The sequence below is a fragment of the Cognataquiflexum aquatile genome, from assembly GCF_003316845.1.
Lineage (GTDB): Bacteria > Bacteroidota > Bacteroidia > Cytophagales > Cyclobacteriaceae > Cognataquiflexum > Cognataquiflexum aquatile.
This window is the reverse complement of record NZ_QMIK01000004.1, coordinates 452,502-478,658: the sequence shown is the minus strand read 5'-3', so window position 1 is coordinate 478,658 and position 26,157 is coordinate 452,502. Positions and strand designations below refer to the sequence as shown.

21 protein-coding genes and 1 tRNA gene are annotated in these 26,157 nt (G+C 40.5%); 15 read left to right on the top strand and 7 right to left on the bottom strand.

Features of this window, described 5'->3' with window-relative positions; translation table 11 throughout:
* Window positions 1-117 precede the first annotated feature (117 nt).
* On the top strand, window positions 118-1,461 hold the full coding sequence (locus DQW11_RS13585; RefSeq protein WP_113924609.1) for a M24 family metallopeptidase: 1,344 nt from the start codon (window positions 118-120) through the stop codon (window positions 1,459-1,461).
* A 118-nt stretch (window positions 1,462-1,579) separates the two neighbouring features.
* A complete protein-coding gene (locus tag DQW11_RS13580) occupies window positions 1,580-2,653 on the top strand; it encodes an endonuclease/exonuclease/phosphatase family protein (protein ID WP_113924608.1) in 1,074 nt (357 codons plus the stop codon).
* A gap of 7 nt (window positions 2,654-2,660) precedes the next feature.
* Here DQW11_RS13580 and DQW11_RS13575 read toward each other — a convergent pair whose 3' ends face one another.
* Window positions 2,661-4,913, bottom strand: a complete 2,253-nt coding sequence (locus DQW11_RS13575; RefSeq protein ID WP_113924607.1) for an efflux RND transporter permease subunit — start codon at window positions 4,911-4,913, stop codon at window positions 2,661-2,663.
* A gap of 222 nt (window positions 4,914-5,135) precedes the next feature.
* Between DQW11_RS13575 and DQW11_RS13570 the strand changes: the two genes are divergently transcribed.
* On the top strand, window positions 5,136-5,930 hold the full coding sequence (locus DQW11_RS13570) for a thymidylate synthase (RefSeq protein ID WP_113924606.1): 795 nt from the start codon (window positions 5,136-5,138) through the stop codon (window positions 5,928-5,930).
* A gap of 19 nt (window positions 5,931-5,949) precedes the next feature.
* Here the strand turns inward: DQW11_RS13570 and DQW11_RS13565 are convergent, their stop codons facing one another.
* The gene (locus DQW11_RS13565; protein ID WP_232826747.1) at window positions 5,950-6,783 is read right to left on the bottom strand and encodes an aminotransferase class IV; all 834 of its coding nucleotides are present in this window, start codon (window positions 6,781-6,783) and stop codon (window positions 5,950-5,952) included.
* 155 nt (window positions 6,784-6,938) lie between these two features.
* Here DQW11_RS13565 and sdaAB point away from each other — a divergent pair, with 155 nt between their 5' ends.
* Genes sdaAB through DQW11_RS13550 form a run of 3 tightly spaced genes read left to right on the top strand, consistent with a single transcriptional unit; the run spans window position 6,939 to window position 10,295 of the window.
* Window positions 6,939-7,613: an L-serine ammonia-lyase, iron-sulfur-dependent subunit beta gene (sdaAB, locus tag DQW11_RS13560; RefSeq protein WP_113924604.1), complete on the top strand. Its 675-nt coding sequence runs from the start codon at window positions 6,939-6,941 to the stop codon at window positions 7,611-7,613.
* 6 nt (window positions 7,614-7,619) lie between these two features.
* Entirely contained in the window at window positions 7,620-8,966 is a 1,347-nt protein-coding gene (locus DQW11_RS13555) for a TolC family protein (RefSeq protein WP_113924603.1), read from the top strand.
* Window positions 8,967-8,984: 18 nt separating this feature from the next.
* Window positions 8,985-10,295, top strand: a complete 1,311-nt coding sequence (locus DQW11_RS13550; RefSeq protein WP_113924602.1) for an efflux RND transporter periplasmic adaptor subunit — start codon at window positions 8,985-8,987, stop codon at window positions 10,293-10,295.
* Window positions 10,296-10,352: 57 nt separating this feature from the next.
* Here DQW11_RS13550 and DQW11_RS13545 read toward each other — a convergent pair whose 3' ends face one another.
* Genes DQW11_RS13545 through accC form a run of 3 tightly spaced genes read right to left on the bottom strand, consistent with a single transcriptional unit; the run spans window position 10,353 to window position 13,725 of the window.
* The gene (locus tag DQW11_RS13545) at window positions 10,353-10,928 is read right to left on the bottom strand and encodes a Maf family nucleotide pyrophosphatase (protein ID WP_113924601.1); all 576 of its coding nucleotides are present in this window, start codon (window positions 10,926-10,928) and stop codon (window positions 10,353-10,355) included.
* Entirely contained in the window at window positions 10,925-12,226 is a 1,302-nt protein-coding gene (locus DQW11_RS13540) for a DUF1015 domain-containing protein (protein ID WP_113924600.1), read from the bottom strand. Before DQW11_RS13540 ends, DQW11_RS13545 begins: the two co-directional genes overlap by 4 nt.
* On the bottom strand, window positions 12,226-13,725 hold the full coding sequence (gene accC, locus DQW11_RS13535; protein ID WP_113924599.1) for an acetyl-CoA carboxylase biotin carboxylase subunit: 1,500 nt from the start codon (window positions 13,723-13,725) through the stop codon (window positions 12,226-12,228). The genes DQW11_RS13540 and accC overlap by 1 nt, the downstream gene beginning before the upstream one ends.
* 181 nt (window positions 13,726-13,906) lie before the next feature.
* Here accC and DQW11_RS13530 point away from each other — a divergent pair, with 181 nt between their 5' ends.
* Window positions 13,907-15,157, top strand: coding sequence for an aminotransferase class I/II-fold pyridoxal phosphate-dependent enzyme (locus tag DQW11_RS13530; RefSeq protein ID WP_113924598.1), 1,251 nt, complete (start codon window positions 13,907-13,909; stop codon window positions 15,155-15,157).
* 101 nt (window positions 15,158-15,258) lie between these two features.
* Window positions 15,259-15,435 carry a histone H1 gene (locus DQW11_RS13525; protein WP_113924597.1) on the top strand — a complete coding sequence of 59 codons (177 nt, stop codon included), beginning with the start codon at window positions 15,259-15,261 and terminating at the stop codon, window positions 15,433-15,435.
* Between the two features lie 98 nt (window positions 15,436-15,533).
* On the opposite strand, the gene DQW11_RS13520 is transcribed toward DQW11_RS13525, so the two are convergent.
* Window positions 15,534-17,396 carry a M1 family metallopeptidase gene (locus DQW11_RS13520; RefSeq protein WP_113924596.1) on the bottom strand — a complete coding sequence of 621 codons (1,863 nt, stop codon included), beginning with the start codon at window positions 17,394-17,396 and terminating at the stop codon, window positions 15,534-15,536.
* A 123-nt stretch (window positions 17,397-17,519) separates the two neighbouring features.
* On the opposite strand from DQW11_RS13520, the gene DQW11_RS13515 reads away from it, so the two are divergent.
* From DQW11_RS13515 to DQW11_RS13485, 7 genes are all read left to right on the top strand, one after another.
* Window positions 17,520-18,878: an NfeD family protein gene (locus DQW11_RS13515; RefSeq protein ID WP_113924595.1), complete on the top strand. Its 1,359-nt coding sequence runs from the start codon at window positions 17,520-17,522 to the stop codon at window positions 18,876-18,878.
* A gap of 66 nt (window positions 18,879-18,944) precedes the next feature.
* Complete coding sequence (locus tag DQW11_RS13510) at window positions 18,945-20,144, top strand: acetate/propionate family kinase (protein ID WP_113924594.1); 1,200 nt, start codon at window positions 18,945-18,947, stop codon at window positions 20,142-20,144.
* A 150-nt stretch (window positions 20,145-20,294) separates the two neighbouring features.
* On the top strand, window positions 20,295-21,023 hold the full coding sequence (locus DQW11_RS13505) for a CBS domain-containing protein (protein WP_113924593.1): 729 nt from the start codon (window positions 20,295-20,297) through the stop codon (window positions 21,021-21,023).
* Between the two features lie 240 nt (window positions 21,024-21,263).
* A tRNA-Ser gene (locus tag DQW11_RS13500) sits at window positions 21,264-21,348 on the top strand.
* 574 nt (window positions 21,349-21,922) lie between these two features.
* Window positions 21,923-22,966 (top strand): hypothetical protein, encoded by a 1,044-nt coding sequence (locus tag DQW11_RS13495; protein WP_157966115.1) that lies wholly within the window; start codon window positions 21,923-21,925, stop codon window positions 22,964-22,966.
* Window positions 22,967-23,136: 170 nt separating this feature from the next.
* Window positions 23,137-23,706: a Crp/Fnr family transcriptional regulator gene (locus DQW11_RS13490; protein ID WP_113924591.1), complete on the top strand. Its 570-nt coding sequence runs from the start codon at window positions 23,137-23,139 to the stop codon at window positions 23,704-23,706.
* Window positions 23,707-23,791: 85 nt separating this feature from the next.
* Entirely contained in the window at window positions 23,792-24,466 is a 675-nt protein-coding gene (locus tag DQW11_RS13485) for a hypothetical protein (RefSeq protein ID WP_394337147.1), read from the top strand.
* A gap of 1,060 nt (window positions 24,467-25,526) precedes the next feature.
* Here the strand turns inward: DQW11_RS13485 and DQW11_RS13480 are convergent.
* A complete protein-coding gene (locus DQW11_RS13480; protein WP_113924589.1) occupies window positions 25,527-25,976 on the bottom strand; it encodes a DUF4265 domain-containing protein in 450 nt (149 codons plus the stop codon).
* Between the last annotated feature and the right edge of the window lie 181 nt (window positions 25,977-26,157).

The window sequence follows — 26,157 nt, the reverse complement described above, 5'->3', positions numbered from 1 at the left end:
GAAGCATTTTAAAAAACCAGCTCAAATCAAATAAAATCCATAGAATCAAAAAAGATTTTTTATTTTCTTGTCGTGTGACTAATTTCCAGACCATATTCCAAATCCCAATTCAAAATCATGTCAGACAATATTAGAAATTTGATTTCCCCGTATTTAGCAATCATCAGTTTGTTTTTTCTGATTTCTTGCCAACCTGAATCACCAAAGACAGAAACATTTGACAATCCATTTTCAGGACCTAGTCCATGGCCTGAAATCCGGAAAGAAAGAATCCAAAAATTATTGCCTGCGGCAATGAAAACCGCCGGTACAGATGCTTGGATCATTCTTTGCCGCGAAAACAACAATGACCCGATCGCCCACCACATTGGGGGAGAGAATGCTGGCGGGCAGGCTTTGTTTTTATTTTATCTCGAAGGGGAAAATGTTAAATCAGTTGTTTTTTGCCCAATAGGAGAAGCAACTGCCCTAGCAGATCTGAAAATACATGACGAAGTGATTCCTGTCCAAAGAGGTAATTCGGCAATCGCCGATGCTTCTGAATATATCAAAACAAAGCAATTTCAAAAAATTGCCATCAATAGTTCTTTTGAGAATGAATTGGCAGACGGCTTGAGCTTTACTCAGAGAAAATCATTGGAGGAAGCTTTAGGATCTGAAGCGGCAAAATTGGTAACCGCCGATGACCTGATCTATGAATGGCTTTCTGTAAAACTTCCTGCTGAAGTTGAAATCATGACCAAAGCAGCAATTCTTACCTCCAAGTGGCAATACGAGGCCTATGCAAGTGTCATTCCCGGAAAAAGTACTGATGCTGATATAGCAAGATTTTTGAAGAAAAAAATGGAAGAGTATGGTGTAAAAGACGGATGGTCACCAGATCAGAATCCCAACGTCAACTCAGGACCAGACCGTGGTCACTCCCACTCTACAGACAAAGTCATCATGCCGGGTGATGTTATCCAAACCGATTTTGGGATCCGGGTATATGATATGTGGGTTTCGGACATCCAAAGGTTCGCCTATGTGCTGAGGGAAGGGGAAACAAAGGCTCCGGATTCTGTACAGTTTTATTTTGAATCTTCCATCGGAGGTAATAGGATTGCGCTGGAAGCCATGAGGCCCGGTGTCTTAGGATATCAAGTGGATAAAGCACAGAGAGACTGGATGGCGGAGCGTGGTTCAGAACCGGTCATGTGGAGTACCGGACATCCTGTAGGCTATGTTGCACACGACATCGGACCAAATCTTGGAGGAGGACTTCTTCCGGATCCCACCGTCAGGCCCGCTGCGATGAAACCCTTGAAGGAAGGAATGCTATTCGCATTTGATGGTTTCCATGCCTGGAAACTACCTGAAACAGGAACAAAAACCATGTCTGTGGAAGAAACAGCCGTAGTCACCAAAGATGGGGCGAGGTATTTGATGGACCCACAAAGTGAACTTATTCTAATTAAGTAAAAAAAAGGGGGTATCCAATAAACCGGCTTACAATCCTTGCCGTTACTTTGGTTACCCCCAATTTCCATTTGGAACAGGATCGAATTCCTTATATTTTCGCGACAAATTATTTTAACCAATGATAAGATTCCTTACTTCCTTCTTTTTTTTGGTTTCATTGGCTTTGTTTTTTAGTGTTTACATTTCTCCTGAATACTTTCCTTACGTCGGACTTGCAACACTCACGATACCACTTTTACTCGTCATCAACGGTTTCCTTTTCATAGCACTTGTATTAGCAAAAAGAAAACTCGCCATACTTCCTTTGATTGCGCTGGTGATCGGGTGGAAGTTTGTCGGGGTGACTTTTCAGTTTAGAACTGAGCCCGAAACTTCAAAAGGCCTTTCCGTATTGAGCTACAATGTCCACATGTTCAGCTATAACAAAAACGGAGATGCAAAAAACAGCAACTCGAAAAACCTTATCCAATGGCTTAAAGAAAACCCTTCAGATGTCAAGTGTTTTCAGGAATTTTATCAGGACCCCACGACTCCCTCTAGAAACACCATCAAACAGTTGGGGAAAGAAACGGGATACAATCATTTCTACCAGGTGATTCAAGGAAATCCCAAATCAAGCACCTTTGGAATGGCTATTTTTAGCAAACACCCGATCGTGAATGAAGGTATTGTTTTGGATTCGAGGAGCACAAATGGAATAATTTTCGCAGATATCAAAGTAGAAAAGGACACTATTAGAATCTATAATGCCCATTTGGAGTCTATGAATATTCCATCCGCTGAGTTAGGGGATTTTGAGGGAATCAAAGAAAATTACCGGCAAACTTTAAGAAAACTAAAGAGAGGTCAGGTAGCACGTGCTTCCCAATTAGAAATACTTATGGAGCATATGGAAAACAGTCCATATCAAAATATCCTGGTCGGAGATTTCAACGACGTTCCTTACAGTTATACTTATTTTACCCTGCGGAATATCATGGAAAATGGCTTTGAAAAAGCAGGTAAAGGTTTTGGTTTTACCTACAACAAGGTCCTTTTCTTTCTAAGGATTGATAATATTTTTTATGATGAGGATTTGGGTATTTTAGATTTCAAAACCCATTCAGAGGTCGATTATTCAGATCATTATCCTGTTTCTGCTGTTTTTTCTTTGGAAAATAAGAACTCAAAACTTTTACCTTCAGAAGAATAGCAAACGGTCAGCGGACCTTATTTTTTAGCATAACCAATAAAACAGGAAGCAAAATCAAATCAGCAAGCAAAGCAAAAATCAATGCGGTGCTTATCAATAACCCGGAATAAAAAGTAACTCCAAATTCACTAAGAGTCAATACGGAGAATCCAAAAACCAGAACAAGTGAGGTGAGTATGATTGCTTTTCCTGTTTCCAAATAAGTACTTTTAATGGAATAAAGCCATGATTTCCCTTTGGCTAATTCCACATTCAGTTTTGTCATAAAATGAATGGTATCGTCTACAGCTATACCAAAAGCAACTGTAAAAATGATGGAAGTGGTAAGTTTCAGTTCAATTCCAAAGAGGTACATGATTCCGCAAACCCAAACAAGCGGAATAATATTTGGGACCAGAGCCACCGAGGCCATTTTCCAAGACCTGAACAAAAACCCGATAATTACGGCCACAATTACAAACGCAAAACCAAGCCCTTTTGCCATTTGGACAGTGACACTTTCGTGGCTGATATCGATCAGATGAGAGGTACCTGTAATCCTGACCTCCAAAAGGCCCGGATTGATCTCTGTTTTCAAAAACTCCTCAAGCTTGGTTTTCATCCTGCCTGATTCTAGACTTCCCATGTCTTCTGTTCGGGTTGAAATTCGTCCCGACTTCAGATCAGAAGAAAGAATCTGAAGAGGCACTGTCTCAATGGCCTTTTCCATGTAAGGCAAAATACGCTTCAATTGACCCTGCGATGGGACAGTATAGGCCTTTTCATTGCCTCCGTTGGTCGCTTTATTCAGGCTTTTGACCAATGCCAAAGGGGAGACAATGGCTGAGGTGTTAAAAGTTTCTTTTAGAAAATTCTCCAGTTTTTCCTGTTCCTTCAGGACTTCAAACTGCATCAAATCAGAACCTTCAGTCCCAGTTTCCAACGAAATTTCCAATGGCTTGGATCCTCCAAACTCTTTGTCGAAAAACTCAAATTCTCCTTTAAGTGAATTGTTTTCAGGCAGATCATCCAAAATATATCCATTGACTTGGAGCTTTGATAGCCCAATTCCGGACAAAATAGTAAGGAAGACGAATACCCCAAAAATGAGTTTGAAATAAGACATTGTCCACAAGAAAGCCCGCCTCATTCCATTCCGCCACATGACCGAGAAAGAATCATAGTCAGTTACTTTGAATGGAGTAAGCAAATACAACATCCCAGGGGCTATCCATATCACTGCAAAAAACATCAGCATTACCCCGATTCCTGTAAACAGTCCGAAGAACTTTAAACTTGGAATATTGGTAAAATAAAGTGAAACGAAACCCAAAGCCGTGGTGAAGCTGGTTAAAAAAACCGCTAGACTTAACTCTGAAAATGATTTTTGTATCGCATCGTCTTTTTTAAAACCATTTCTGATTTGGGTCAAATATTGGTTAAAAAAATGGATAAGAGCCGCCAAGCCAACCACCGCAAGAATAGTAGGCTGCATTACAGACATGACGTCAAGTGGTTTTCCGAAATACAAGGACAAAGCTATTGTCCAAATAATCCCAAAAAACAAAACCACCAAAGGAACCAAAACTCCCCACCAAGTCCTGAAGATGGAGACAAGCAACAAAACGATCAGCAAACCTGATATTCCCAAAAAGAAAGAAAACTCCTCCTGCATCAGTTGAACAAATTCTCCCTGTGCCCTGATTTTGCCTGCAATATGATAATCAATGATACCTGAACCTTCAACTAAGTTTTTTATTTGCTGATACAATAAATCCCCGTCCTCTTTGCTGATTCGCTGTTGGTTTTTAAGTATGATCAAAAGGTAATTACCATTTTCATTTACAAGATTGCCTTTCCATTGGCTTGAACTGCCCAGGATTGTCTCCTCCGAGGCATTTAGAGTTTCCTGATTTTCCCAATCCAAAATTCTCCTATACCTAATCCCAAATGGATTTAACCTAGGTTCTTCCAGATCCAAAAGTGAAACGGTCTTGTCCACCCTATCCAGGTTTTTGAGGTTTTCATTAAGCGAATTTGCAGCCGCCAAAAAAACAGAATCGAAGATATCCGGATTGCGGCCTAATGCTATCAGCAGGTAATCATTGTCGTTTTCAAACCTGCTTCTGAAATCCTGATAAAAGGAAAGCTCCTCATCATCCTGGGGGAAAAAACTTTCAAAATCATAGTCAAAAAGGACTGTAGGTCTAAAAACCCCGATGAGCAATGTCATCAACACAGCCAATCCCAATAACCAAAATGAGTTCTTTTTTGTAAACATATTGCCGGTGAAATATACGGGATAGCCTTGATTTTGAATACAACTTCACAAAAAAGTAATGGTAATAAGACAAAGATTTGCCATATTGAAAACCACTTTGAAAATTCCAAAAAGAAAATTGACAAGGACAAAAAATCAAATTCAACAATTAAAAGCAAAATCCTCCTTTCCTAATTTTACTTATCTTCCTATCTTGCCACCAAGAAAATCCCATCCCTGAATATGAAGCAATACCACGATTTGATGAAGCACATTTTGGACAACGGTGTTAAAAAAACAGACCGAACAGGAACAGGGACGATCAGTGTTTTTGGTCATCAGATGCGGTTCAATCTTGCAGATGGGTTTCCTGTGGTCACCACCAAAAAACTCCACCTCCGCTCCATCATCATCGAGTTGCTTTGGTTTCTCAAAGGTGACAGCAACATCAAATACCTCAACGAAAACAAAGTCAGTATCTGGGATGAATGGGCGGATGAAAATGGAGATTTGGGACCTGTCTATGGATATCAGTGGAGACATTGGCCGGATGGAAAGGGAGGAGAAATCGATCAGATCAAAAACCTGATCCATCAGATCAAAACCAAACCTGACAGCAGAAGGCATATAGTGAGTGCATGGAATGTGGCGGACGTGGACCATATGGCCCTTCCACCCTGCCATACTTTGTTCCAATTCTATGTGGCAGACGGCAAGCTTTCCTGCCAACTATACCAAAGAAGTGCAGATGTGTTTTTGGGAGTTCCCTTCAATATAGCCTCTTATGCACTATTTACCATGATGGTCGCTCAGGTCTGTGACCTTGAGCCGGGAGATTTTGTCCATACTTTTGGAGATGCACATCTTTATAGCAATCACCTCGAGCAAGCCCATCTGCAACTAAGCAGGGAATTGCGTCCACTTCCAACTATGAAAATCAATCCGAATGTGAAGGATATTTTTGCTTTTGAATATGAGGATTTTAAATTGCTTAACTACGATCCACATCCACATATCAAGGCGGCAGTTGCCATTTGAGAAGTTAAAAAAATCCGGATTAATTCAGTTCAAAGATTGAATCCAAACCTTTTTCTCGATGGGTATCAAAGTTTTTGTTTTCAAGTGATTGGAGATAGCTGATCCCCGTCACGTTGCTGGTAAATATCTGATCCGCCGATAGCAAATCTTCCTGTCTAAACAACCCTTCTGAATAGGAAATGTTGTTTTTATTCAGGTAGTCCAGAATCATATTTCTTGCTATACCTGCGATACAACCCGATTCTAAAGAAGGTGTGAAATAATGACCGCTCTTTACCCAAAATAAATTGGAGGCTCCTGCTTCGCAGATAAATCCCTCTTGGGTAGTCAAAACCACTTCATCGAATCCTTTGGAATTCCTTTCCTGATTGGCCATGACATATTGCAAGGAACTCAAAGTTTTACAATGGCTCCAAGTAGTTTTTTGGATATGGATATCTTGACTGAAATAGGCCTTTTCTTTTACCTTTGGCGCAGGTTGGAAAGTATGGATTTGCAGACTTTCGAGGACCGAGTGAGTTTCTGGCGTATATTTTCCCAAACCTGCCCTATAAACATTCCACCTTACACGAAGGCTTTTTTTATCCCCCCATATTTCACGGAGGAGACCTTCTATTTCACTTATTGGCGAAATCCCAACGGTCTCCAGAAACAGAGTTCTAGAGCCTTCCAAAAGTCTCTCGGAATGTTGATTGGCAAACCTCATTTTGCCTTTTGAAAAGACCATAGTTTCAAAAAGACCATCTCCAAACAAAAAGCCTCTGTTATGAAATTCATTTGCGTGATCGGACCAAATCCCATCTTGGTGTTTGTAAAGAAAAATTGTATCAAATCCGACCATAGTAGTGTTCATTTTTGAACAAAACAGATTTTTGTTATTATTAATCCGCGTTAAAAATAATTAAATAATGAGGAATTAATCCTCATTAGGAGCAAACATACTGAAAATGTCTTTTTCAAATTAAAATCCTTCTTACTTTAGCATGCTAATTGAAACTGAGTTTTCCCATGGGAACAAAAAGTGGTATTTTTGATATGATCGGTCCGGTAATGATAGGACCATCTTCTTCCCATACGGCAGGGGTTGTGAGAATCGCCAGGGCCGCTATCAGGGTATTGGGAGGAGTGCCTGATACTGCTATCATCACTTTTTACAATTCATTTGCCAGAACATACGAAGGACATGGAAGCGATAAGGCCATCATTGGTGGCCTTTTGGATTTCAAAACAGATGATGCCAATATCAAGGTATCATTTGATCTTGCCAAAGAAAAGGGGCTGCTATTCAATTTTAAATCTATAGGAAATGCGTCTGTGTACCATCCCAATACCATCAAACTGAACCTTACCAAAGGAGATAGGAAAGTTGAGGTCATAGGTGAAAGTCTGGGAGGCGGAGTGATCAATATTGCGGAAATTGATGGATTTAATGCAAACTTCTCGGCTCAATCCCATACCCTGATCATAAAAGCAGAGGACGTTTCCGGTGCCATTGCCTTTATTTCAAGTGTTATAGCCCAAGAAAAAACAAATATTGCGACGATGTCTGTTTCCAGAAAAGGAAAAAATGACATTGCTTGCCATGTAATTGAAATGGACAGCGGAATCAGACCAACGACCATAGCTTACTTAAATAGCCTTACCTGGATCAAAGAATTAATTTACATACCTGATATTGATTAACCCATGATGAAAAAACATTACCTAACAGCAGTTGCTTTTTTGCTGCTTACATTTTCCTCCACCTATGCCCAAGATGTGGATTTCAGTAGATTAGATCTGGAAACCTGTATTGAAATCGCACTGGAAAACAACTTAACCCTTCAGCGCAGCCAGACAAATCTTGGAATTACAGAAGCCAACCTGATTGAAAATAAAGGACAGCGTATTCCTACCTGGAATACAGGAGCAAGTTCTGGTTACAGATGGGGTCGTTCTATTAACCCCGTTACCAACTTGTTTGAAAACAACCGAATAGGAAATATAAACTTATTCTCAAGCTCCAATTTTACTATTTTTGCCGGTCAACAAATCACCAACTCTATCCAGCAAAATAAAATCGATATTGAAGCGGCACAGTACAATGTTTTGGCCACTGAAAACACCATTACACTAAACGTTGTCAATTTCTTTATCAATGTTGTTTTCAATTCAGAACAATTGAAAATCGCCCAAAATCAATTGGCAAGTACCAAAGAACAACTTGCAAATACCACCAAATTGGTAGATGCTGGATCGCTTCCTTTGGCCAACAAGTTGGACATACAGGCACAAAATGCAACCAATGAATTGGAAGTAATCAATGCCACCAACAATCTGCGGATTGCAAAGCTGAACCTTTCACAGGCCATGCAGATTCCTTTTAATGATAATTTTGATATTGTCATTCCTGAACTGGAAGCAGAGGAATATTCTATGGCGGACAAGGAAGTAGATGAAGTATTTGAAAGTGCACTTGCATTGATGCCTGAAATCAAAGCTGCAGAACTTGGTGTTGAAAGTGCTGAAGTTGGAATTAGGCTAGCACAGGGCGGGTTTTTCCCTACCCTTGGCATTGGGGGAAGTGCCTTTTCGAACTATATTGATCAACCAAATTTTTTCGGTGTAAGAGATGGTTTTGCTACGCAAATAGGAAACAACTTTTCTTACTCCGGGAATTTGCAATTAAACATTCCTATCTTTTCCAATTTGAGAAATAGGGCAAATGTCCAAAGGGCAAAATTACAGAAAAGGCTCAGTCAAATACAGGAAGTGGAAACTGTGAACCAACTGAGACAGGATATCGAAAGCGCCTACACAAGCGCATTTGCGGCAAGACAATCTTACCAAGCTTCATTGATCCGGGTAGCTTCATTAGAGGAAGCTTTCAGGATTTCCCAGCAGCGTTTTGATGCAGGTGCCATCAACTTTGCCGATTTCCAATTGGCACAAAACAATTTCTTCAATGCCCAAGCAGACTTGGTTACTGCCAAGTACACCTATATATTCAGAGTAAAAGTCTTGGATTTTTACCTAGGAAACCCACTCAAACTTTAATATAATACCAAAATCAAAATGGCAAAGAAAAAGTCAAATAAGCTTATTTATATCCTTTTAGGAGTTCTGGCTGTAGTCATCGTATTCGCTATCATTGGACGGCAAGCAGGCTGGATCGGTGGCGAAAAAGAAACCAACGTGGAGACATCCACAGTAAAGAAAGTATCTATCATCGAAAAAGTGAGTGCCTCGGGAGTTATCGAACCAGAAACTGAAGTAAAACTCAGCCCTGATGTGGCCGGGGAAATCATCGAACTCAATGTTTTGGAAGGTGATTCTGTTAAAATCGGGGATCTTTTGGTCAAAATCCGTCCGGACAACTTTATATCCGCACTTGATAGATCCAAGGCAAACCTCAATCAAAATATGGCCAACCTTGCCCAATCAAAAGCAAACCTCAAAAGATCCGAGGCACAATATGTAAGGGCCGATTTGGAATTCAAAAGAAATGAAAAGCTTCATAAAGACAAGGTGATTTCAGATTCTGATTGGGAACAGATCCAATCCACTTTCCTAACTGCCCAAAATGATTTAGATGCCGCTAAGCAACAAGTAATCGCAGCAGAATACATTGTAAAAAGCTCTCAAGCTACGGTAAATGAGGCATCTGAAAACCTCAGATTGACCAATGTTTATTCACCATTCAGCGGTGTTGTTTCACAGCTTTTGGTTGAAAAAGGAGAAAGAGTAGTAGGTACTGCGCAAATGGCAGGAACTGAAATGTTGAGATTGGCAGATTTGAACAAAATGGAAGTCCGTGTCAATGTCAATGAAAATGACATCGTCAGAATCAGTAAAGGAGATACAACCATCATCGATGTGGATTCATATTCTTTTTCCGGGAAAAAATTCAAAGGCGTGGTCACCTCGATCGCCAACTCAGCAAATACCAAAGCAAGTGTCGATGCCGTGACAGAGTTTGAGGTCAAAATCAGAATTTTGAATGAATCTTACGCTGACCTGATCACCGAGAAAATGAAATATCCTTTCCGTCCCGGAATGACAGCAAGTGTGGATATCATTACCCAAAAGAAGGACAATGTTCTCGCTGTTCCATTGGCTTCAGTGACGACGAGGGAAGATTCTACAGCGAAAAATCCTGAAGGAACCAAAGCAAAAGAATTGGTCTTCATTATTGAAAACAACAGGGCAAAACAGACAGAAATCAAAACCGGAATCTCAGACTTTGACAATATTGAAGTTTTGGAAGGTCTAAAAGAAGGTCAGGAAATCATCTCAGGTCCATACTTTGTTGTTTCCAAACAACTCAAGGACAATGATCCCATCAAAAAAGTTGACAAGGCGGAGTTGACGCCTGTTAAAGAATAATTACTTCATTTTCCATAACTATCAAACTCCCGCAAATATTATTTGTGGGAGTTTTTTTTACCACTTTTTCAAAACATCGTATACGAGGTGGATAGGCAATCCCATGACAGTAAAATAGGAACCTTCAATTTTTTCGACCCCAACAAATCCGATCCATTCCTGAATTCCATAAGCCCCAGCTTTGTCAAAAGGCTTAAAAGTGGAAATATAAAAGTCAATTTCTAGTTTTGATAATTCTTTAAAATGAACCTTTGCTGTATCTGAAAAGGTGATTTTTTTACCTATGGATAAAAATGTAATCGCAGTCGTCACCAAATGTGTTTTGCCTGATAATCGGGAGAGCATTTCAAAAGCATCTTCTTTATCAGCAGGTTTTCCCAAAATCTTACCGTCAAGAATCACCACTGTGTCCGAGGTAATTATTATCTCATCCGGTCCAATTTCTTGGGCAAAAGCTGCTGCTTTTTTTTCAGAAAGGAAACCGGCAACTTCAGAGGAATCAAGGTTTTCGGGAAAATCCTCATTGGTATCCTTTGTTCTGACTTCAAATTCAATCCCCAATCCTCTTAGCAATTCTTTCCTTCTTGGGGATTGGGAAGCGAGAATAAGCTTTTTTGTACCTAAGTCAATCATGGCCGAAATGCTTGGTATGGAAATTTAAATTCCTGTTCATCAACAGAAGCAAACAAAAGACCCGAAACTGTTTTTGGATAAAAATAGGTGGATTTTTGGGGCATCATAAATCCTGTTTTACAAACTTCCAAAACCTGGGTCATTGATACTTCTTTGGTAATCACCGCAAAATCCGCAGAACCCTCTCCCACCTTACCGATGCACCTATGCAGATTTCGTTCGTATTCTATGTTTTCGGAAAAGCGCTGCGCTTCCATATTGATGCCCAATACTTTTTCAATAAAAAAATAATGCAAAACCATCAGGTCAACTGACTTGACGACATCAGGAATGGCCAATTCAAATTCCTTAAATTTTTCGGGTTTAAGCCTGATTTTATAAGCACTGTCTTTGAATACTAAGCCAAATGCCCATTGTTTATGCAGAATCAATTCAGAGATCTCATCTGAATCAGAGACTTTTCTTATGGTAAACCACTCTTCCGCTTTTTGGAGCACCTCATTTTCTGACAAGTTAATCCCAATAAAAAGCCGGTGAGTGGGAAGTATTCTCAAATCCTTAGAGAGCGCATTCGTAAAATACATTAAATGGTAATTGTATGCTTCCTCTCCGATGTGTGCAGGATTGGACGAAGCCATTTCTTTTCGGTAAGCAATAGCGGCTTCATACCTATGGTGTCCATCGGCAAGAATAATAGATTTGGAAGCAATCAGTTCTATGAAAATCCTAATGGTAGGCAGGTCCTGAATCACCGACAACACCTCGCGGACCCCTTGGTAATCTTCCAGATCATAAATCGGATCTTGAATAGCAGCATCCATGTAAGGTTCCAATAGATGCATCGGATCTTCATACAAACCATGTGTAGGACTTGGCTGAAACTGGGTGGATTTCAACATTTCCACTCGGTCGTTGACAGATTTCGGGATAGTGTTTTCATGACGTAACACCACTCCCTCATCCCAGTCATAGGCCTTTATTTGAGCGATAAATCCCTTTCTACAAGATTCCTTTTCTTCTCCGGGCAATTTGAAATATTGGTAATAAACATAGATTCCCGGTATTTGGTCTTGAGAAATCACAGTTTCATGTTTCCATTTTTCCAAGATTAACTTAGCGGATAGGGAGGGATTTTCACCCAGAGGAACAGAAAGGTGAATGCTATTGTGGGGATTCGCATAAAGTTCCTGTCGTTGCTTTTGCGAGACGACGTCAAACAGTGGTGAGATCAAATCTTCCATCCTGTCTTTGAAACTTTCATGGTAACGCCAGGCCTTAATCGGTAGAATTTCAGCCATCAGATCAACCTGTTTTTCCAGTTTGTTTTGTTTCCGGTCAATTGGCTGCTTCGGGAATCTTTAAGGCTGGATTTATTTTTTTCAAAAATTTCGATCGCTAAACCTGCCAATAAAACCAATTCCTCATCATCCCATTGGATGTCTAATTTGTCCGGAGAAAAGTATTTCTCCACAAACTTGGTGTCAAAACCGCCTGATTTGAAAGCATGGTGCTCCAATACAAAGCGGCAAAATCCCAAAGTAGTCTCAATTCCAGTAATCTGATAATCATCTATTGCCCTGATCATTCTCTGAATGGCTTTTTCACGGCTCTCGTCATGGACAATCAATTTGGCGATCATGGGATCGTAATAAATAGGAATATCCATTCCTTGTTCAAATCCATCGTCAACCCGGATGCCGGGACCTTGTGGCCTGATGTAAGTTTGAAGTTTGCCGATATCCGGGAGAAAATTGTTTCTGGGATCTTCAGCGTAAACCCTAATCTCAAGGGAGTGCCCATTAATTTTCAAATCTTCTTGTTTGAAGGAAAGGGGTTTTCCCTCCGCCACCCAGATTTGTTCTTGTACCAGGTCTTTTCCTGTGATCATTTCCGTCACAGGATGCTCAACCTGAAGCCTGGTATTCATTTCAAGGAAATAAAAATCGAGGTTTTCGTCTACTATAAATTCTACTGTGCCCGCTCCATAATAATCACATGCTTTGGCCACCATGACGGCAGCCTCGCCCATCGCCTTTCGCATCTTAGGGGAAACAACCGCTGAAGGTGCCTCTTCGATTACCTTTTGGTGTCTTCTTTGGATAGAACACTCTCTTTCAAACAAATAAACAACATCTCCGAATTGGTCTCCCAAAACCTGGATTTCAATATGCCGGGGTGATGTGATGTATTTTTCTATAAAAACAGCCCCATCCCCAAAAGCAGATTGCGCTTCTGAAATGGCACGGAGCATTTGTTCCTCAAATTCCGATTCTTCCTCCACAATCCGCATTCCCTTTCCACCGCCTCCTGCACTTGCTTTGATCAAAATGGGATAGCCAACTTCTTTGGCTTTTTGTTTTGCAGAAGGAATATCACTGATGGCATGGTCAGTACCCGGTACCATTGGGATACCATACTTTAATACAGCATTTTTTGCGGCAAGTTTGCTTCCCATCACCTCTATTGATTCAGGTGATGGTCCTACAAAGATGATCCCCGCATCAGTCACTTTCTTGGCAAAAGCTGCATTTTCAGATAAAAACCCATAACCCGGATGGATTGCATCCACACCCATTTCTTTGCTTACTTCAATGATTTTGTCTGCAAGAAGGTAAGATTGGTTGGACGGCGGAGGTCCCAGACAAACAGCTTCATCGGCAAATTTCACATGGGGGGAATTGCGGTCAGCTTCGCTGTATACCGCAACCGTTTTGATACCCATTTCTTTGGCTGTACGCATGATCCGTAGGCTTATTTCTCCCCGGTTAGCTACCAAAAGCTTTTTGATTTTATGCATAATTGGGTTTATTTCTTATAAAAAGCATGTCCTGCGAAGTAAGTAAAATAATGTGAGTTAGTAAAAGAATATTTGATTTGGAATTGGATTTTTGCAAGGCTGGACTATTTGTGTTAGTTTTGCCCGATTTAATGGATGACACATCCATTCACAAATTTGTAAAACCTAAAAGAATTTAGCCTTGGATTTATTCGCAAAATTACAAACCAACCTTGGCCCTTTGGGCAAGCATTCTGAGCTTGCAGAAGGCTATTTCGCATTTCCGAAATTAGAAGGAGAAATCGCCCCCAGGATGAAATTTAAGGGCAAGGAAGTCTTGACCTGGAGTCTAAACAACTACTTGGGTCTTGCTAACCATCCCGAAGTGAGAAAAGCTGATGCCGATGCAGCTGCCAAGTGGGGAGCAGCTTATCCTATGGGCGCGAGAATGATGTCAGGACAAACTGACCTTCACGAGCAGTTGGAAAGAGAACTTGCGGCCTTTGTTGGCAAGGAGAGTGCCTACCTGCTCAATTACGGATATCAGGGTATCATGTCTGTCATCGATTCTATTTTGGATAGAAAAGATGTGGTCGTATATGACAGCGAATGCCACGCCTGCATCATTGATGCCTTGAGGATGCATTTAGGAAAAAGATATGTATTTCCACACAATGATATAGAGAGCTGCGAGAAGCAACTGCAGAGAGCTACCAAGCTCGCTGAAGAAACCGGAGGCGGAGTACTTGTAATTACAGAAGGTGTATTTGGAATGACCGGTGATCAAGGCAGACTAGCGGATATCGTGGCTTTGAAAGCAAAATATGAGTTCAGGCTATTGGTAGACGATGCGCACGGATTCGGAACATTGGGTAAAACAGGTGCCGGTGCCGGTGAAGAACAAGGTGTACAGGATCAGATAGATTTGTATTTCTCCACTTTTGCTAAGTCAATGGCTTCTATCGGTGCATTTATTGCGGGAGAAAAACATGTCATCCAATTCCTCAAATACAATATGAGGTCACAGATTTTTGCCAAATCATTGCCGATGCTTTTGGTAGAAGGTGCTTTGAAGAGATTGGATTTGATCAGGACAAAACCCGAATTGAAAGAAAATCTTTGGAAAATTGTCCATGCATTGAGAAATGGATTGAAAGAAAAAGGATTCAGTACTGGAAAATCAAACTCCCCTGTTACTCCTGTAGTCCTCAACGGAACTGTGGGTGAAGCGGCAACTTTGACAAGAGACTTGAGAGAAAACTACAACATTTTCTGCTCGGTGGTCATTTATCCTGTAATCCCAAAGGGAATGATCATCCTCAGATTGATCCCTACAGCTGTACATACAATTGAAGACGTGAATGAAACAATTGCAGCCTTCGAAGCCGTAAAAGACAAACTAACAAGCGGTTATTACAGAAATACTGAAATGGCGATGTCTTTTGGAGAATAATTAAAGTCAAAAAAGGGCTTTGTTGTGTTGTTTTATAAACAATTTAGCTATATTGACCGCACAAATAAACTTATCATCAACCTTAAAAACTGACTTTTAATATGAGCAGATTTAGCGAACTAAAAGATCTCGTCCTTGGACTTGAAGGAGATTTTGAAAAATTCTATGACAAAGGCAATCAAGCTGCAGGTACCCGTGTAAGAAAAGGTATGCAGGACCTTAAAAACTTGGCACAGGACATCCGTACCGAAGTTCAAGAGAAGAAAAACGCAGGATAATTCAAAAAATAAAAAAAGGTGCTGAAACGGCACCTTTTTTTATTCCTTTGGATTGATAAAAAAGCCTTCAAAAGTTGATTCTTTTGAAGGCTTTTTTATTATTTCTTTTCCATTAAAGTACTGACATCCAATTTGTTGTTTGATCTGTTGACATCTGCCAGCCTTTGGCTTGGATCTATCTCCACAGATTTGATAGAGGATATCGGCTTGGCAAGCTGAACTTCTTGGGAATAATTTGTCCATGGCCATCTAACGGTCATAATCCTTGTTGGCATCCCCTTTTCTTCAGGCTTGTTTCCTCTTTGGATCACCAAAGGCAGGTATATCATCTCCTGTGAACCGTCGGTATAAGTGACGACAACGTCCAAAGGCATCGGCATCAAACCCACCCTTTCCAAAGTAATCTTGGTTTGATTGTCTACTGCATCCACGGATTTGACTCCATAATCGATGGTCTTGGTGGAAGCAATGAAATAATCATAATACCAATCCAACTCCAATCCGCTTGTTTTTTCCATCACCCTGATGACGTCATGACCATTTGGGTGCATATATTTCCAGTCATTCCAAAGCCTCAACATGGCTTTGTTAAAATTTTCTTTTCCGATGACATAAGCTAGCTGTTCTACAAAAACAGCCCCTTTGTTATAAGTACCCGGTCCATAAGCAGAATTGAGATTGTAGTGATCACCATGCGTCGTCAAAGGCTCTTCGTATCCGGATTTTGCTAACCTGAAGTAGGAAGTATATGCCCCATTCTGCACAAATTTATCTTCCTTTTTAAAAACAGCATCCATCACCACACTAGTGCCCCAAGTGGTAAATCCTTCATCCAACCAAGGCTCTGATGATTCATTAAATCCAAGAACACCATAATACCAGCTGTGGATGAGCTCATGCACCGTCACCCCCACTAGGCTTTGAAGTCCTCTATGTCCGGTGATCAAAGTCGACATAGGGTATTCCATTCCACCGTCACCGCCCTGCACTACAGAATATTGCTCATAAGGATATTTTCCAAAATTATCACTCATATATTGGATTGCATCTACGGTATAGCCTTTGAGTTTGGCCCAATTTTCTTGGGTTTTATCACTTTTCACATAAAGAAAATGAACCATTGGGCCGTCTTCCATTTTTACTTTTTCGTGGGTATACTTCGGATCAGCCGCCCACATAAAATCATGGACATTGGGTGCTGTAAAATGCCAAGTGAGGTTTTTTCCTTTTGCAACAGGAACAGTTACTCCTTCGTCTTCATAACCGTGCCCGATCTGATTGGCATTTTGAAGGTAGCCCGTCCCGCCGAGAATGTAGGTTTTGTCAATGGTGATTTTCACATCAAAATCCCCAAAGTTGCCATAGAATTCTCTTCCGACATAGGGATTGGCATGCCATCCTCTTCGGTCATAAGCTGCCATTTTGGGATACCATTGCGACATGGAATAACGGATTCCCTCGGCATTGTCCCTGCCTGCCCTCCTCACCTGAAGTGGTACCTGTCCTTCAAAATCCATGTCGAATACAACGGTCTGCCCAGGAAGGATTGGTTTGTTCAAATTCACTTCCAATATGGTCTCCACATGCTCAAAGTCCACCTTTTTCCCATCCATGGTTAGGCTGTTTACTTTCAATATTCCGATTTCGGCAGGAGAGAGCTTTTGGATTCTGTCCATTACCCTTCTGTCCGGGTCAGAAATAGTACGTGACCGTACATCCATCATGCTGTTTGGCTGGAAAGCATTGAAATAAAGATGGTAAAATGCCCTCGTCAGTGTATCGGGTGAATTATTGGTGTAATGGAGTCTTTGCGTTCCTTTAAAGGTATTTTTCTCTACATCCATAGAAACATCCATGATGTATTTGACTTTTTGCTGCCATCGGTCTGATTGGGCCTGAACAGCCGAAAAGGCACTCAAGAAAGCAATTACAAATACTGATAAACTGAATTTATTAATCATAATAGAAGTGTTTTGGCTTTAAAATAAGTCAAAATACCTTTCCCCAACAAACCAATGATATAATTAGTGTTTGCGGCTGGTATTGGAATATTTGGTATATTCAAAACTCAAATGGCGTATGATATGAAATCCCTTTTAACATCAATTTTGTTGGTCCTTATTCTCTTTTTTCAATCCTCTGAGGTGTTTTGCCAAAATGATACTTCCTCAGAAAAAAAGAAAATATATGTTTTTAAAATAGATGACAACATTGATCCGAGGATGAACCGTAAGGTGAAATTGGCTTTGGAAGATGCAATGAAACAATCCGCTGCGATGATAATCATCGAAATGGATACATACGGTGGAGCTGTCAACGATGCTGACGATATCCGAACCATGATACTGGAATCAGAAATCCCCGTCCATGTCTGGATCAATAAAGATGCTGCCTCAGCGGGCGCATTGATTTCTATTGCCTGCGACAGCATTTATATGGCTCCCGGAGCAAGCATTGGTGCAGCTACCGTGGTCATGGGCGGCGGCGGAGAAGCTGCACCGGACAAATACCAATCCTACATGCGCTCCATGATGCGCAGCACCGCAGAGGCAAAAGGCCGGGACCCCAAAATCGCCGAAGCTATGGTCGATGAAGAAATCGAAATTGAAGGATTAAGCGAAAAAGGTTCAGTGATTACATTCGCTGTTTCTGAAGCTATTGAGAATGGCTATTGCGAAGGAGAAGTCGAGTCTATAGAGGAGGTCATCGCCAAGCAGGGCGTATCTGATTATGAAATCATTGAGCAAACAACATCGACGACCGAATCGATTATTTCGGTCTTTTTAAACCCTGCAGTGAGTGGATTTTTGATCCTCATCATCTTCGCTGGTATTTATTTTGAATTGCAGACTCCCGGAGTTGGCTTTCCATTGGCAGCTTCGATTACGGCCATCATTCTTTACTTTATTCCATATTACCTCAGCGGTCTAGCCGAAAACTGGGAGATTGTGGTTTTCATCGTAGGCGTTATCCTTCTGTTGGTGGAGATATTTGTGATACCGGGATTTGGAATTTTTGGAGTCTTGGGAATACTCGGCATCCTTACGGGACTGACCCTGGGTATGATTCCAAATGATGCGTTTGATTTTTCATTTGTTCCGGCAGGGGATTTGTTTGTGGCATTGCTGACCGTCATATTGGCTGCTATTCTAGCTTTGGCTCTGATTTTCTTTTTGGCTCCCAAAATCAACAAATGGGGAGCATTTAGCACCATTGCTTTGGCAACTACCCAGCAGCGGACAGATGGTTATACTTCCTCTGTTTATGAAAACAGCCTTTTGGGAAAAGAAGGAATTACAAACACCCGGTTGATGCCAAGCGGCAAAGTCATCATTGACGATGAAGTATATGATGCTTATTCCAGAGGAGAATTCATCGATCAGGGAGATAAGATCAAAGTGATCAGTACTGAGGGAACTTCTTTGAAAGTGAAGAAAATTTAGGTTTGTGGATTGGTTTTTGGGTTAATAGTTAATTATTTAAAGGTTATCTGATCAAGATATATTGAAATGAAAATTCTCGTTTTGAACTCGGGCAGCAGTTCGCTAAAGTACCAGCTTTTTGACATGCCTAATGAATCTCCGATATGTAGTGGATTGGTAGACAGGATTGGGCTGGAAAATGCCACTTTGACCCACAAATTATATATCCATGGTTCCGAAGAAGTTTTCAAATTCCAACAGGAAATCAGAGACCATGAGGCAGGTCTTTTGGCAGTGACTGCCCTCTTGATAGACCCCGAAAAAGGAGTATTGTCTGACATGTCGGAAGTCAGAGCTATCGGTCACCGCGTAGTCCATGGCGGCGAGCAGTTTGCAGCTACCACTTTGATCAATGATGAAGTCAAAAATATAATTGAAGAATTGTTTGCCTTGGCACCTCTGCACAATCCACCGAACCTCCTTGGAATCATGGTTGCCGAAAGGGTATTTCCCTTAGCCAAACAAGTAGCTGTGTTTGATACAGCTTTTCACCAAACCATGCCTCCAAGGGCCTATCGCTCAGCCATTCCAAAGGAAATGTACACCAAACTGGGTATCCGTGCCTACGGATTCCATGGCAGCAGCCATCAGTATGTATCCCGTAGAACCGATGAATACCTCAATATTTCCGAACCAAAAATCATCACCATCCATCTCGGCAACGGCAGCAGCATTACTGCTATTAAGGACGGCAAATCCATAGACCATTCCATGGGTCTTGGTCCGATGGGCGGGCTTGTGATGGGAACGCGCTGCGGGGATATCGATCCTTCCATTATTTTCCACCTGATCCATGAGAGAGGATATACTTCCAAAGAAGTCAATGACATCCTGAATAAAAAAAGCGGGTTGTTGGGACTTTGCGGATACAGCGACATGCGGGATGTAAAACAAGCCATATTGGATGGAAACGAGGACGCCAAGCTTGCCTATGAACTTTATGCCTATCGGATCCAAAAGTACATCGGTACTTTTTCCGCTTCGCTGAATGGTTTGGATGCCATCGTCTTCACGGCAGGGATTGGAGAAAATGACGCAGAAATGCGCGCGGCAGTCTGTCAGGATATGGAGTTTTTTGGAATCTATCTGGATCCGGAAAAAAATGCCAAAAGAAGTTCAGAGATCCGGGAAATCAATATTTCAGGATCCAAAGTCAAAATTCTGGTGGTCCCCACCAATGAGGAATTGGAGATAGGAAAGCAGACTTTTGAATTGGTTAATGGATGATGGTTAATGGTTATTGGTTATTGGGTTATCGGTTATTGGTGAAAAGTAAGAGGTAAAAGGTGAAAGGTAAGCTTTTGTGAAAATTATTTGTGGGAAGTGTTAATGTCCTGATTAAGAGAATGGTGATTTTAATATCAAAATGAGATTTTTATGGAAATGAGCAATGCAGACAGGTTTTTGGAAGCTTTCAATGCTATCGAGAATTTTCTAAGGAGAAATTTAGAAGCGAGGAACTTTGTGAGTTACTTCAACTTGATCGATGATATGAGCGAGACCAACCTCATCATCAGGCAATATAGAGATCAGCTGAGGTTGTTTGGAAATCTCCGCAATGCCATTATTCATTCCGAAAGAAAGCAGGGAAAGCCTGTAGCTGATCCGAGGGAAGACGTAGTCTTGGAAATAGAAAAAATATCTGCTATCCTCATGAATCCCCCTTTGGTATCCCAACATTTTTTGACAACGGTGTATTCTGTTTCCCCTGAGGACAGTCTGGTAAAAGTCCTGCAGACTTTGGTAGAAAAAGATTTTTGTCAGGCACCTATCATTCAGGATGGTTTTATTTTAGGTTTGATCAACTTTGAAGCTATTGCGAGGTGGATGGCTGAATTGACCAAAACTTCAGAACCGCTGAAGCTATTCAAAGATTCATATGTCAAAGACATCATCACCAAAACCCTCAAACTCAAAAATTACAGAATCATCAAGAAGGATACGGATTTTGTGACGGCGCGGGAATATTTTGTTGAAAGCCTTGGCAACCCTCATCCGGCAGAAGCGCTACTCATTACCGAATCAGGCAGAAGAGATGAACCGGTGATCGGGATCATTACCATCAGCGAGGATTTGGAGAAAATCATAGAGGTATTGAGGAGATGAGGAATTAAGATTGAGTAAATGGATAATGGTTAATGGGTATCGGTTATTAGGTTAATGGGTATTGGTAATTGGGTTAATGGATATATAAAAGAAAGAAGTGCCTTAAACCTGAAAATAATAAATCAGAAAATCAGGAGATTAGCATTTAACAAAGGCTTTTTGGAATGATGGGGTTTGCAAATTCAAAGTTAAGGCATACATTTGCAATCCGTAAACGACCAATCCGTTTTACAATCAAATAGAGGAGTGGCAGAGTGGTCGATCGCGGCGGTCTTGAAAACCGTTGTACCGTGAGGTACCGGGGGTTCGAATCCCTCCTCCTCTGCACTTTAAAGCCCGGCTGATGCCGGGCTTTTTGCGTTTGAGTCCTCGGGAGCTACCCTGCAATCTGGCCCTTCGCTATAACAGTCCACCGGACTGTTATTTAACGCTCAGTCCTCTCCTCCTCTGCACTTTAAAGCCCGGCTGATGCCGGGCTTTTTTGTTTTTAACATGCCAAACTTGCTTGATCGCTTTTTCCCTTCAACCAACAGCCCTAATTGGGCTGATTAACAATAACCCCGTACAAGGTGCTTCTCTGATTTTATACTCATTCTAGTCTCAATGCTCTGCAGCTTTGGGATTTGAAAATTAGATGTTCTTGGTTTTTTAGAGCAAAAAGATAATTTGGGAATTGGAATAACACTAAAAACAGGGCTGGTCAATTAATTCAATTTAAATTTTCCTGAATGCTAGGCAGTCAAATTACGCCTAAATCAAACGCCTTTATTCCCTTAGACGCGGATATTCAATAAATTAAATTTCTATTCAAATCCATGAATTCCAAAATTGGGTTAATGGCTCGAACCGACAATTGAAAAATCCGTTACTCTAATTATGAAGCAAATCACTGTTAGTTCATGAAGTATATTTTAAGCATACACCACCTGTTTTCGTCCTTCTTTTTAGGTCTTTTAAAAGTACTTTTTTTCTTAGCGCTTATGACTTTGGGTACAAGTGCAGCAGGACAGGATATGTTTCAATTCAAAATGGAACTCTCTACCAATGACTACTCTCATGGCCGGAAAATCAGGAAGAAGCCTAGGGCATTTTCTGAAGTGAAACAGGATGCTAACATAAAGGTAAGCTACAACCCCAACGATATTGTGGAGGTAGTGGTGGATATCAACCGTGCTGAATATCATGTATTGGAAGATGAGGTTCGAGGAACGGTGCCACTTACTTTCCGATTTGACAGCGACAAGCCTGAGGAAGGAAACCGATTGGTCCGAAAATATGTATTACCTATTCTGAATAATCCATTCAAATTGTACTTTAACAAAAGCGGAAACTTATTGAACGAACATGAGTTTTATGCTTCCGATCCTCAAAAGGAATTCGAGTTCGAAATGGAAACAGGAAGTTCCACTTCTAGATTAAGTTCGCTGATGCTTTACCCAAAGCATACCATAGCAGAGGCGCTTGGCACGATGATAAAGATTCGAAGCATGGAAATGCTTCACGTTCAGGATACCGTTTTTTTGTCGGGTGAGCTACAGCAGACAAGGATAGATACTTCTTATGTACAGTTTGCGAGTAGAGGAATCCCCTTCATACAAAAGGTTGAAAGTGATACCCTGAATTTTTCTCTTGACTTCAAGCTTCTGAAAGATGAAGATAAAATGGTTGTAAAAAGCCGATGGGGAATGGATTTGGAATTGGAAAGGAAAACCGAAAACACCACCCAAACCACGATATATATGCATCCGGATTTCATTCAAATGATTTGGCATACTAGCCAAGTTCAGCAGTTAACCCTCAATCCTCACCTGTGGCCCACTCAATGGCAAACAGATCAAACGTTTACGGTCACAGGGGAATTCAACTCAAAGTCAGTCACAACACGCAAACAGTTTTTTTCCTTAACACAAACCGCAGCTGACGCCCAAGTGGGTCAATATTGATAAATGCCGACAAATGTTGGTTTCACTTAGCGGAGAGTTGGATTTACACCAATCATAAAAGTTGGTTTTTCAATTCATTTTCAATTTCTCCCTCTTCCATTATGATCTTTATTTTTTAGCAAAACTCCGATCAACTTATTGATTTTAAACTAAATCCATTAATTTGGAATATGCATCCTATTCTAAAATCTTACTTCCAAGATCGAACACAAATCGACGAAGAAAAACTTGAAGCTTTGTCTCCTTTCTTTAAAGAAAAAACAGTCAAAAAAAACGAATTTTTACTCCGCGAGGGGGAGGTTTGTAGATTCAATTATTTTGTCCTTTCGGGGTGCCTGCGCTTATTTTCGGTAAATAATGAAGGACTTGAAAATACAAGATACATTGCCTTTGAAGGGAAATTCGGCACTTCCTTTACAAGTCTGATCACCGGAAATCCCTCAATTGAATACATCCAAAGCCTGGAAAAGTCCACTGTGCTTACGATAACAAAAGATGACTTTTTCTTCTTGGTAGAAAATGAACCGGCAGTCAACAAAATCTACCGGAATATCCTTGAATCGGCCTACATCACGACCCAAAAAAGAATTTATGATCTGCAAGGAAGCGATAGCTTAGACCGATTGAAATGGCTGCTGAAACAGCAGCCGCGAATTTTCAATAGGCTATCCAATAAAGTGATCGCAAGCTATCTGGGAATTACCCAATATACTTTGAGCCGATTGAAAGCCAACCTCTAAAAGTCAAAACGTTGACATAGAGCAACTTTTTCTTGTTTCTGTTTGCGGAGCTTTGCATAAAAATTAATTGAAAATTATGCGAAGTTTGAAAAATAGACCCGGCTACTTCTTATCCTGCGTTTTCATTGCTCTCCTTTGGTCAGGAATGTCCCATTCTGCAATGTCCCAGGAATTTCCACCCAAAGTTCCCACCCCTGTGGAATTTATGGTTGGAAACAACAGGATGTTTTTTCAAATGGTAGTCAAGAAAAAGTTTTCACCTGAGAGCAAATTTGGTTTTTTGAGTGTGTCCTCATTTTCGGCAAGCTATGACAATAACAAAGAGGATTTGGACTTGGCAATGCCCGTATTGATCAACTATAATATTTACAAAGGATTTGGACTAGTCGGAGGGACTTCAATCAATAATGCTGTCGGTTTTGCTCCTCTATTGGGCGCACAGCATTCCTTTGCCAATAAAGAATGGGTGGCGGTGACGGTTGCTTCGGTTTTCCTTCATTCAAAAAGAAACGTAGAACTTTTTGGAATCTATGAATACAAGCCTTCCCTAAGTCCCAAAACAAGTTTATATACCAGGGTTCAATTCCTGTATATCCACAGCACACGGGACGACCTCCATGCAAGGAGTTTTCTCCAACTAAGGGCTGGATTGAAAATGAATGCGCTCAATTTTGGTTTGGGAGCCAATTTGGACCAATATGGTCCCGAAAAGAATTTTAAACCAAATTATGGGGTATTTGTGGGTTGGGCCTTTCAATAAAGAATGAATAAAAGGGTCAAAAAAAACCTGATTCCCGGGTTTTCTCTATACCGCTGTCAGATAGAATTCCCAAAGGGTGTTCTAGTCTATTTCTGAAGCATAAGATTTCTGAATAGAAAACCTTTGCAAATTCTATTCATGGGTCGCCTTCGACCAACAGTCCGCCGCGGCGGAGCGAAATAATACTAGCCCCGTGCAAGGTGCTACAATGATTTTTATATTTAAACAAATCTCCATGCACCGCCGCTCGGGGTAAGGAAAATGCTATGTCTTAGGTTTTTGGGAGAAAAAAGGCAAAGTAAGGAATTGGGTCTACACCAAAAACAGGGAAGGTTGAAATGTTAATTCAATTTGAATTTTCCTCTTACTCTTATTCAATTACTTCGCTACATTTTGATGATCTTTTCTCTTGTCACTTTTTGTCATGATACAAAAAGTAACCAAAAAAATCTAGCGCAATAATCCTTCCCCACACAAGGCCACCGCTGGCCCGGAATTGCGCTTCCTCCCCACAGATGTTCCAATAGAAGATCTTCCTTAAGCATAAGATTTCTGAATAGAAAACCATTGCAAATTCTATTCATGGGTCACCTTCGACCAAAAGCCCCGAAGTGGGCGAAATAATACTAGCCCCGTGCAAGGTGCTACAATGATTTTTATATTTAAACAAATCTCCATGCACCGCCGCTCGGGGTAATGAAAATGTGATGTCTTAGGTTTTTGGGAGAAAAAAGGCAAAGTGAGGAATTGGGTTTACACCAAAAACAGGGAAGGTTGAAATGTTAATTCAATTTGAATTACATTCATAAACCCAGACAGTTAATTGGTTTCATAATTATTGAAAAATCATAATTAAAGCTACTGCCAACATCGTTACACCTGCTAAGATTAATCGTAAATTTATTGAATAGTAACCCTCTTTATCCCATTCTTTAAATCCCTTCCTCAAAACCATGAATGACCCAATAAACATTAACATTATAAATAAAATATCAATTTTTGTCATTTTAATGAAAGGTTTTAATTATACCTTCTTTTCCCATGTCACACTTTTTACAAATTATTTATTATGTCCTAAGCAAGCTTCTTTAAAATCCAAAATTTCTTCTTCAAACTTTTGATTTAAGTAATTTCTAACTATAGAATATTCGACAGTATTAGGCACATCTACCGATATATATTCTTTCCCATGACTACCTTCCCAATCACAATTAAATTTGTTTAAATCATTTGTCACTTGATCCACAAACTCAGGCTTAAAAAATATAATTTGTAAATTAGTATGCCCTGAAGGTTCTATCAGGCTATCAAAAAACAACTCTCCCTCATCATCTTCCACACTTATAAGGTCATTATATGCAAGATTTGGAGCAAAGAAAGGAGCATTTTTTATTCTATAATATCCACCTTCCTTAGCGGCCCAAACACCTTCGGTTGAAAGGTTTCCCTCCAAATCGTAATAGACCAATTTGATCTTATAATCTCCTTCTTTATTCCTAGTTTCAAACATGCAATAAATGTTTTTTGAATTATAATCATGTTAATTTATTTCTCTCCCTTCCAGGCATATTCAAACGATTGATGCTACTACTTGGTGAGATTTGTAATTCCTCCCTATTATCTTTCCCATCCACGACAAATGTCGGGATGCAATTGGGCTTTCTAACCAATCCCCCTAATCGAAAGATAAT

Excerpts from the sequence above, each read along its gene's own strand:
- DQW11_RS13585 (WP_113924609.1), top strand. The coding sequence starts at position 118 with ATGTCAGACAATATTAGAAATTTGATTTCCCCGTATTTAGCAATCATC.
- DQW11_RS13580 (WP_113924608.1), top strand. The coding sequence starts at position 1,580 with ATGATAAGATTCCTTACTTCCTTCTTTTTTTTGGTTTCATTGGCTTTG.
- DQW11_RS13575 (WP_113924607.1), bottom strand. The coding sequence starts at position 4,913 with ATGTTTACAAAAAAGAACTCATTTTGGTTATTGGGATTGGCTGTGTTG.
- DQW11_RS13570 (WP_113924606.1), top strand. The coding sequence starts at position 5,136 with ATGAAGCAATACCACGATTTGATGAAGCACATTTTGGACAACGGTGTT.
- DQW11_RS13565 (WP_232826747.1), bottom strand. The coding sequence starts at position 6,783 with ATGAACACTACTATGGTCGGATTTGATACAATTTTTCTTTACAAACAC.
- sdaAB (WP_113924604.1), top strand. The coding sequence starts at position 6,939 with ATGGGAACAAAAAGTGGTATTTTTGATATGATCGGTCCGGTAATGATA.
- DQW11_RS13555 (WP_113924603.1), top strand. The coding sequence starts at position 7,620 with ATGAAAAAACATTACCTAACAGCAGTTGCTTTTTTGCTGCTTACATTT.
- DQW11_RS13550 (WP_113924602.1), top strand. The coding sequence starts at position 8,985 with ATGGCAAAGAAAAAGTCAAATAAGCTTATTTATATCCTTTTAGGAGTT.
- DQW11_RS13545 (WP_113924601.1), bottom strand. The coding sequence starts at position 10,928 with ATGATTGACTTAGGTACAAAAAAGCTTATTCTCGCTTCCCAATCCCCA.
- DQW11_RS13540 (WP_113924600.1), bottom strand. The coding sequence starts at position 12,226 with ATGGCTGAAATTCTACCGATTAAGGCCTGGCGTTACCATGAAAGTTTC.
- accC (WP_113924599.1), bottom strand. The coding sequence starts at position 13,725 with ATGCATAAAATCAAAAAGCTTTTGGTAGCTAACCGGGGAGAAATAAGC.
- DQW11_RS13525 (WP_113924597.1), top strand. The coding sequence starts at position 15,259 with ATGAGCAGATTTAGCGAACTAAAAGATCTCGTCCTTGGACTTGAAGGA.
- DQW11_RS13520 (WP_113924596.1), bottom strand. The coding sequence starts at position 17,396 with ATGATTAATAAATTCAGTTTATCAGTATTTGTAATTGCTTTCTTGAGT.
- DQW11_RS13515 (WP_113924595.1), top strand. The coding sequence starts at position 17,520 with ATGAAATCCCTTTTAACATCAATTTTGTTGGTCCTTATTCTCTTTTTT.
- DQW11_RS13510 (WP_113924594.1), top strand. The coding sequence starts at position 18,945 with ATGAAAATTCTCGTTTTGAACTCGGGCAGCAGTTCGCTAAAGTACCAG.
- DQW11_RS13505 (WP_113924593.1), top strand. The coding sequence starts at position 20,295 with ATGGAAATGAGCAATGCAGACAGGTTTTTGGAAGCTTTCAATGCTATC.
- DQW11_RS13495 (WP_157966115.1), top strand. The coding sequence starts at position 21,923 with ATGAAGTATATTTTAAGCATACACCACCTGTTTTCGTCCTTCTTTTTA.
- DQW11_RS13490 (WP_113924591.1), top strand. The coding sequence starts at position 23,137 with ATGCATCCTATTCTAAAATCTTACTTCCAAGATCGAACACAAATCGAC.
- DQW11_RS13480 (WP_113924589.1), bottom strand. The coding sequence starts at position 25,976 with ATGTTTGAAACTAGGAATAAAGAAGGAGATTATAAGATCAAATTGGTC.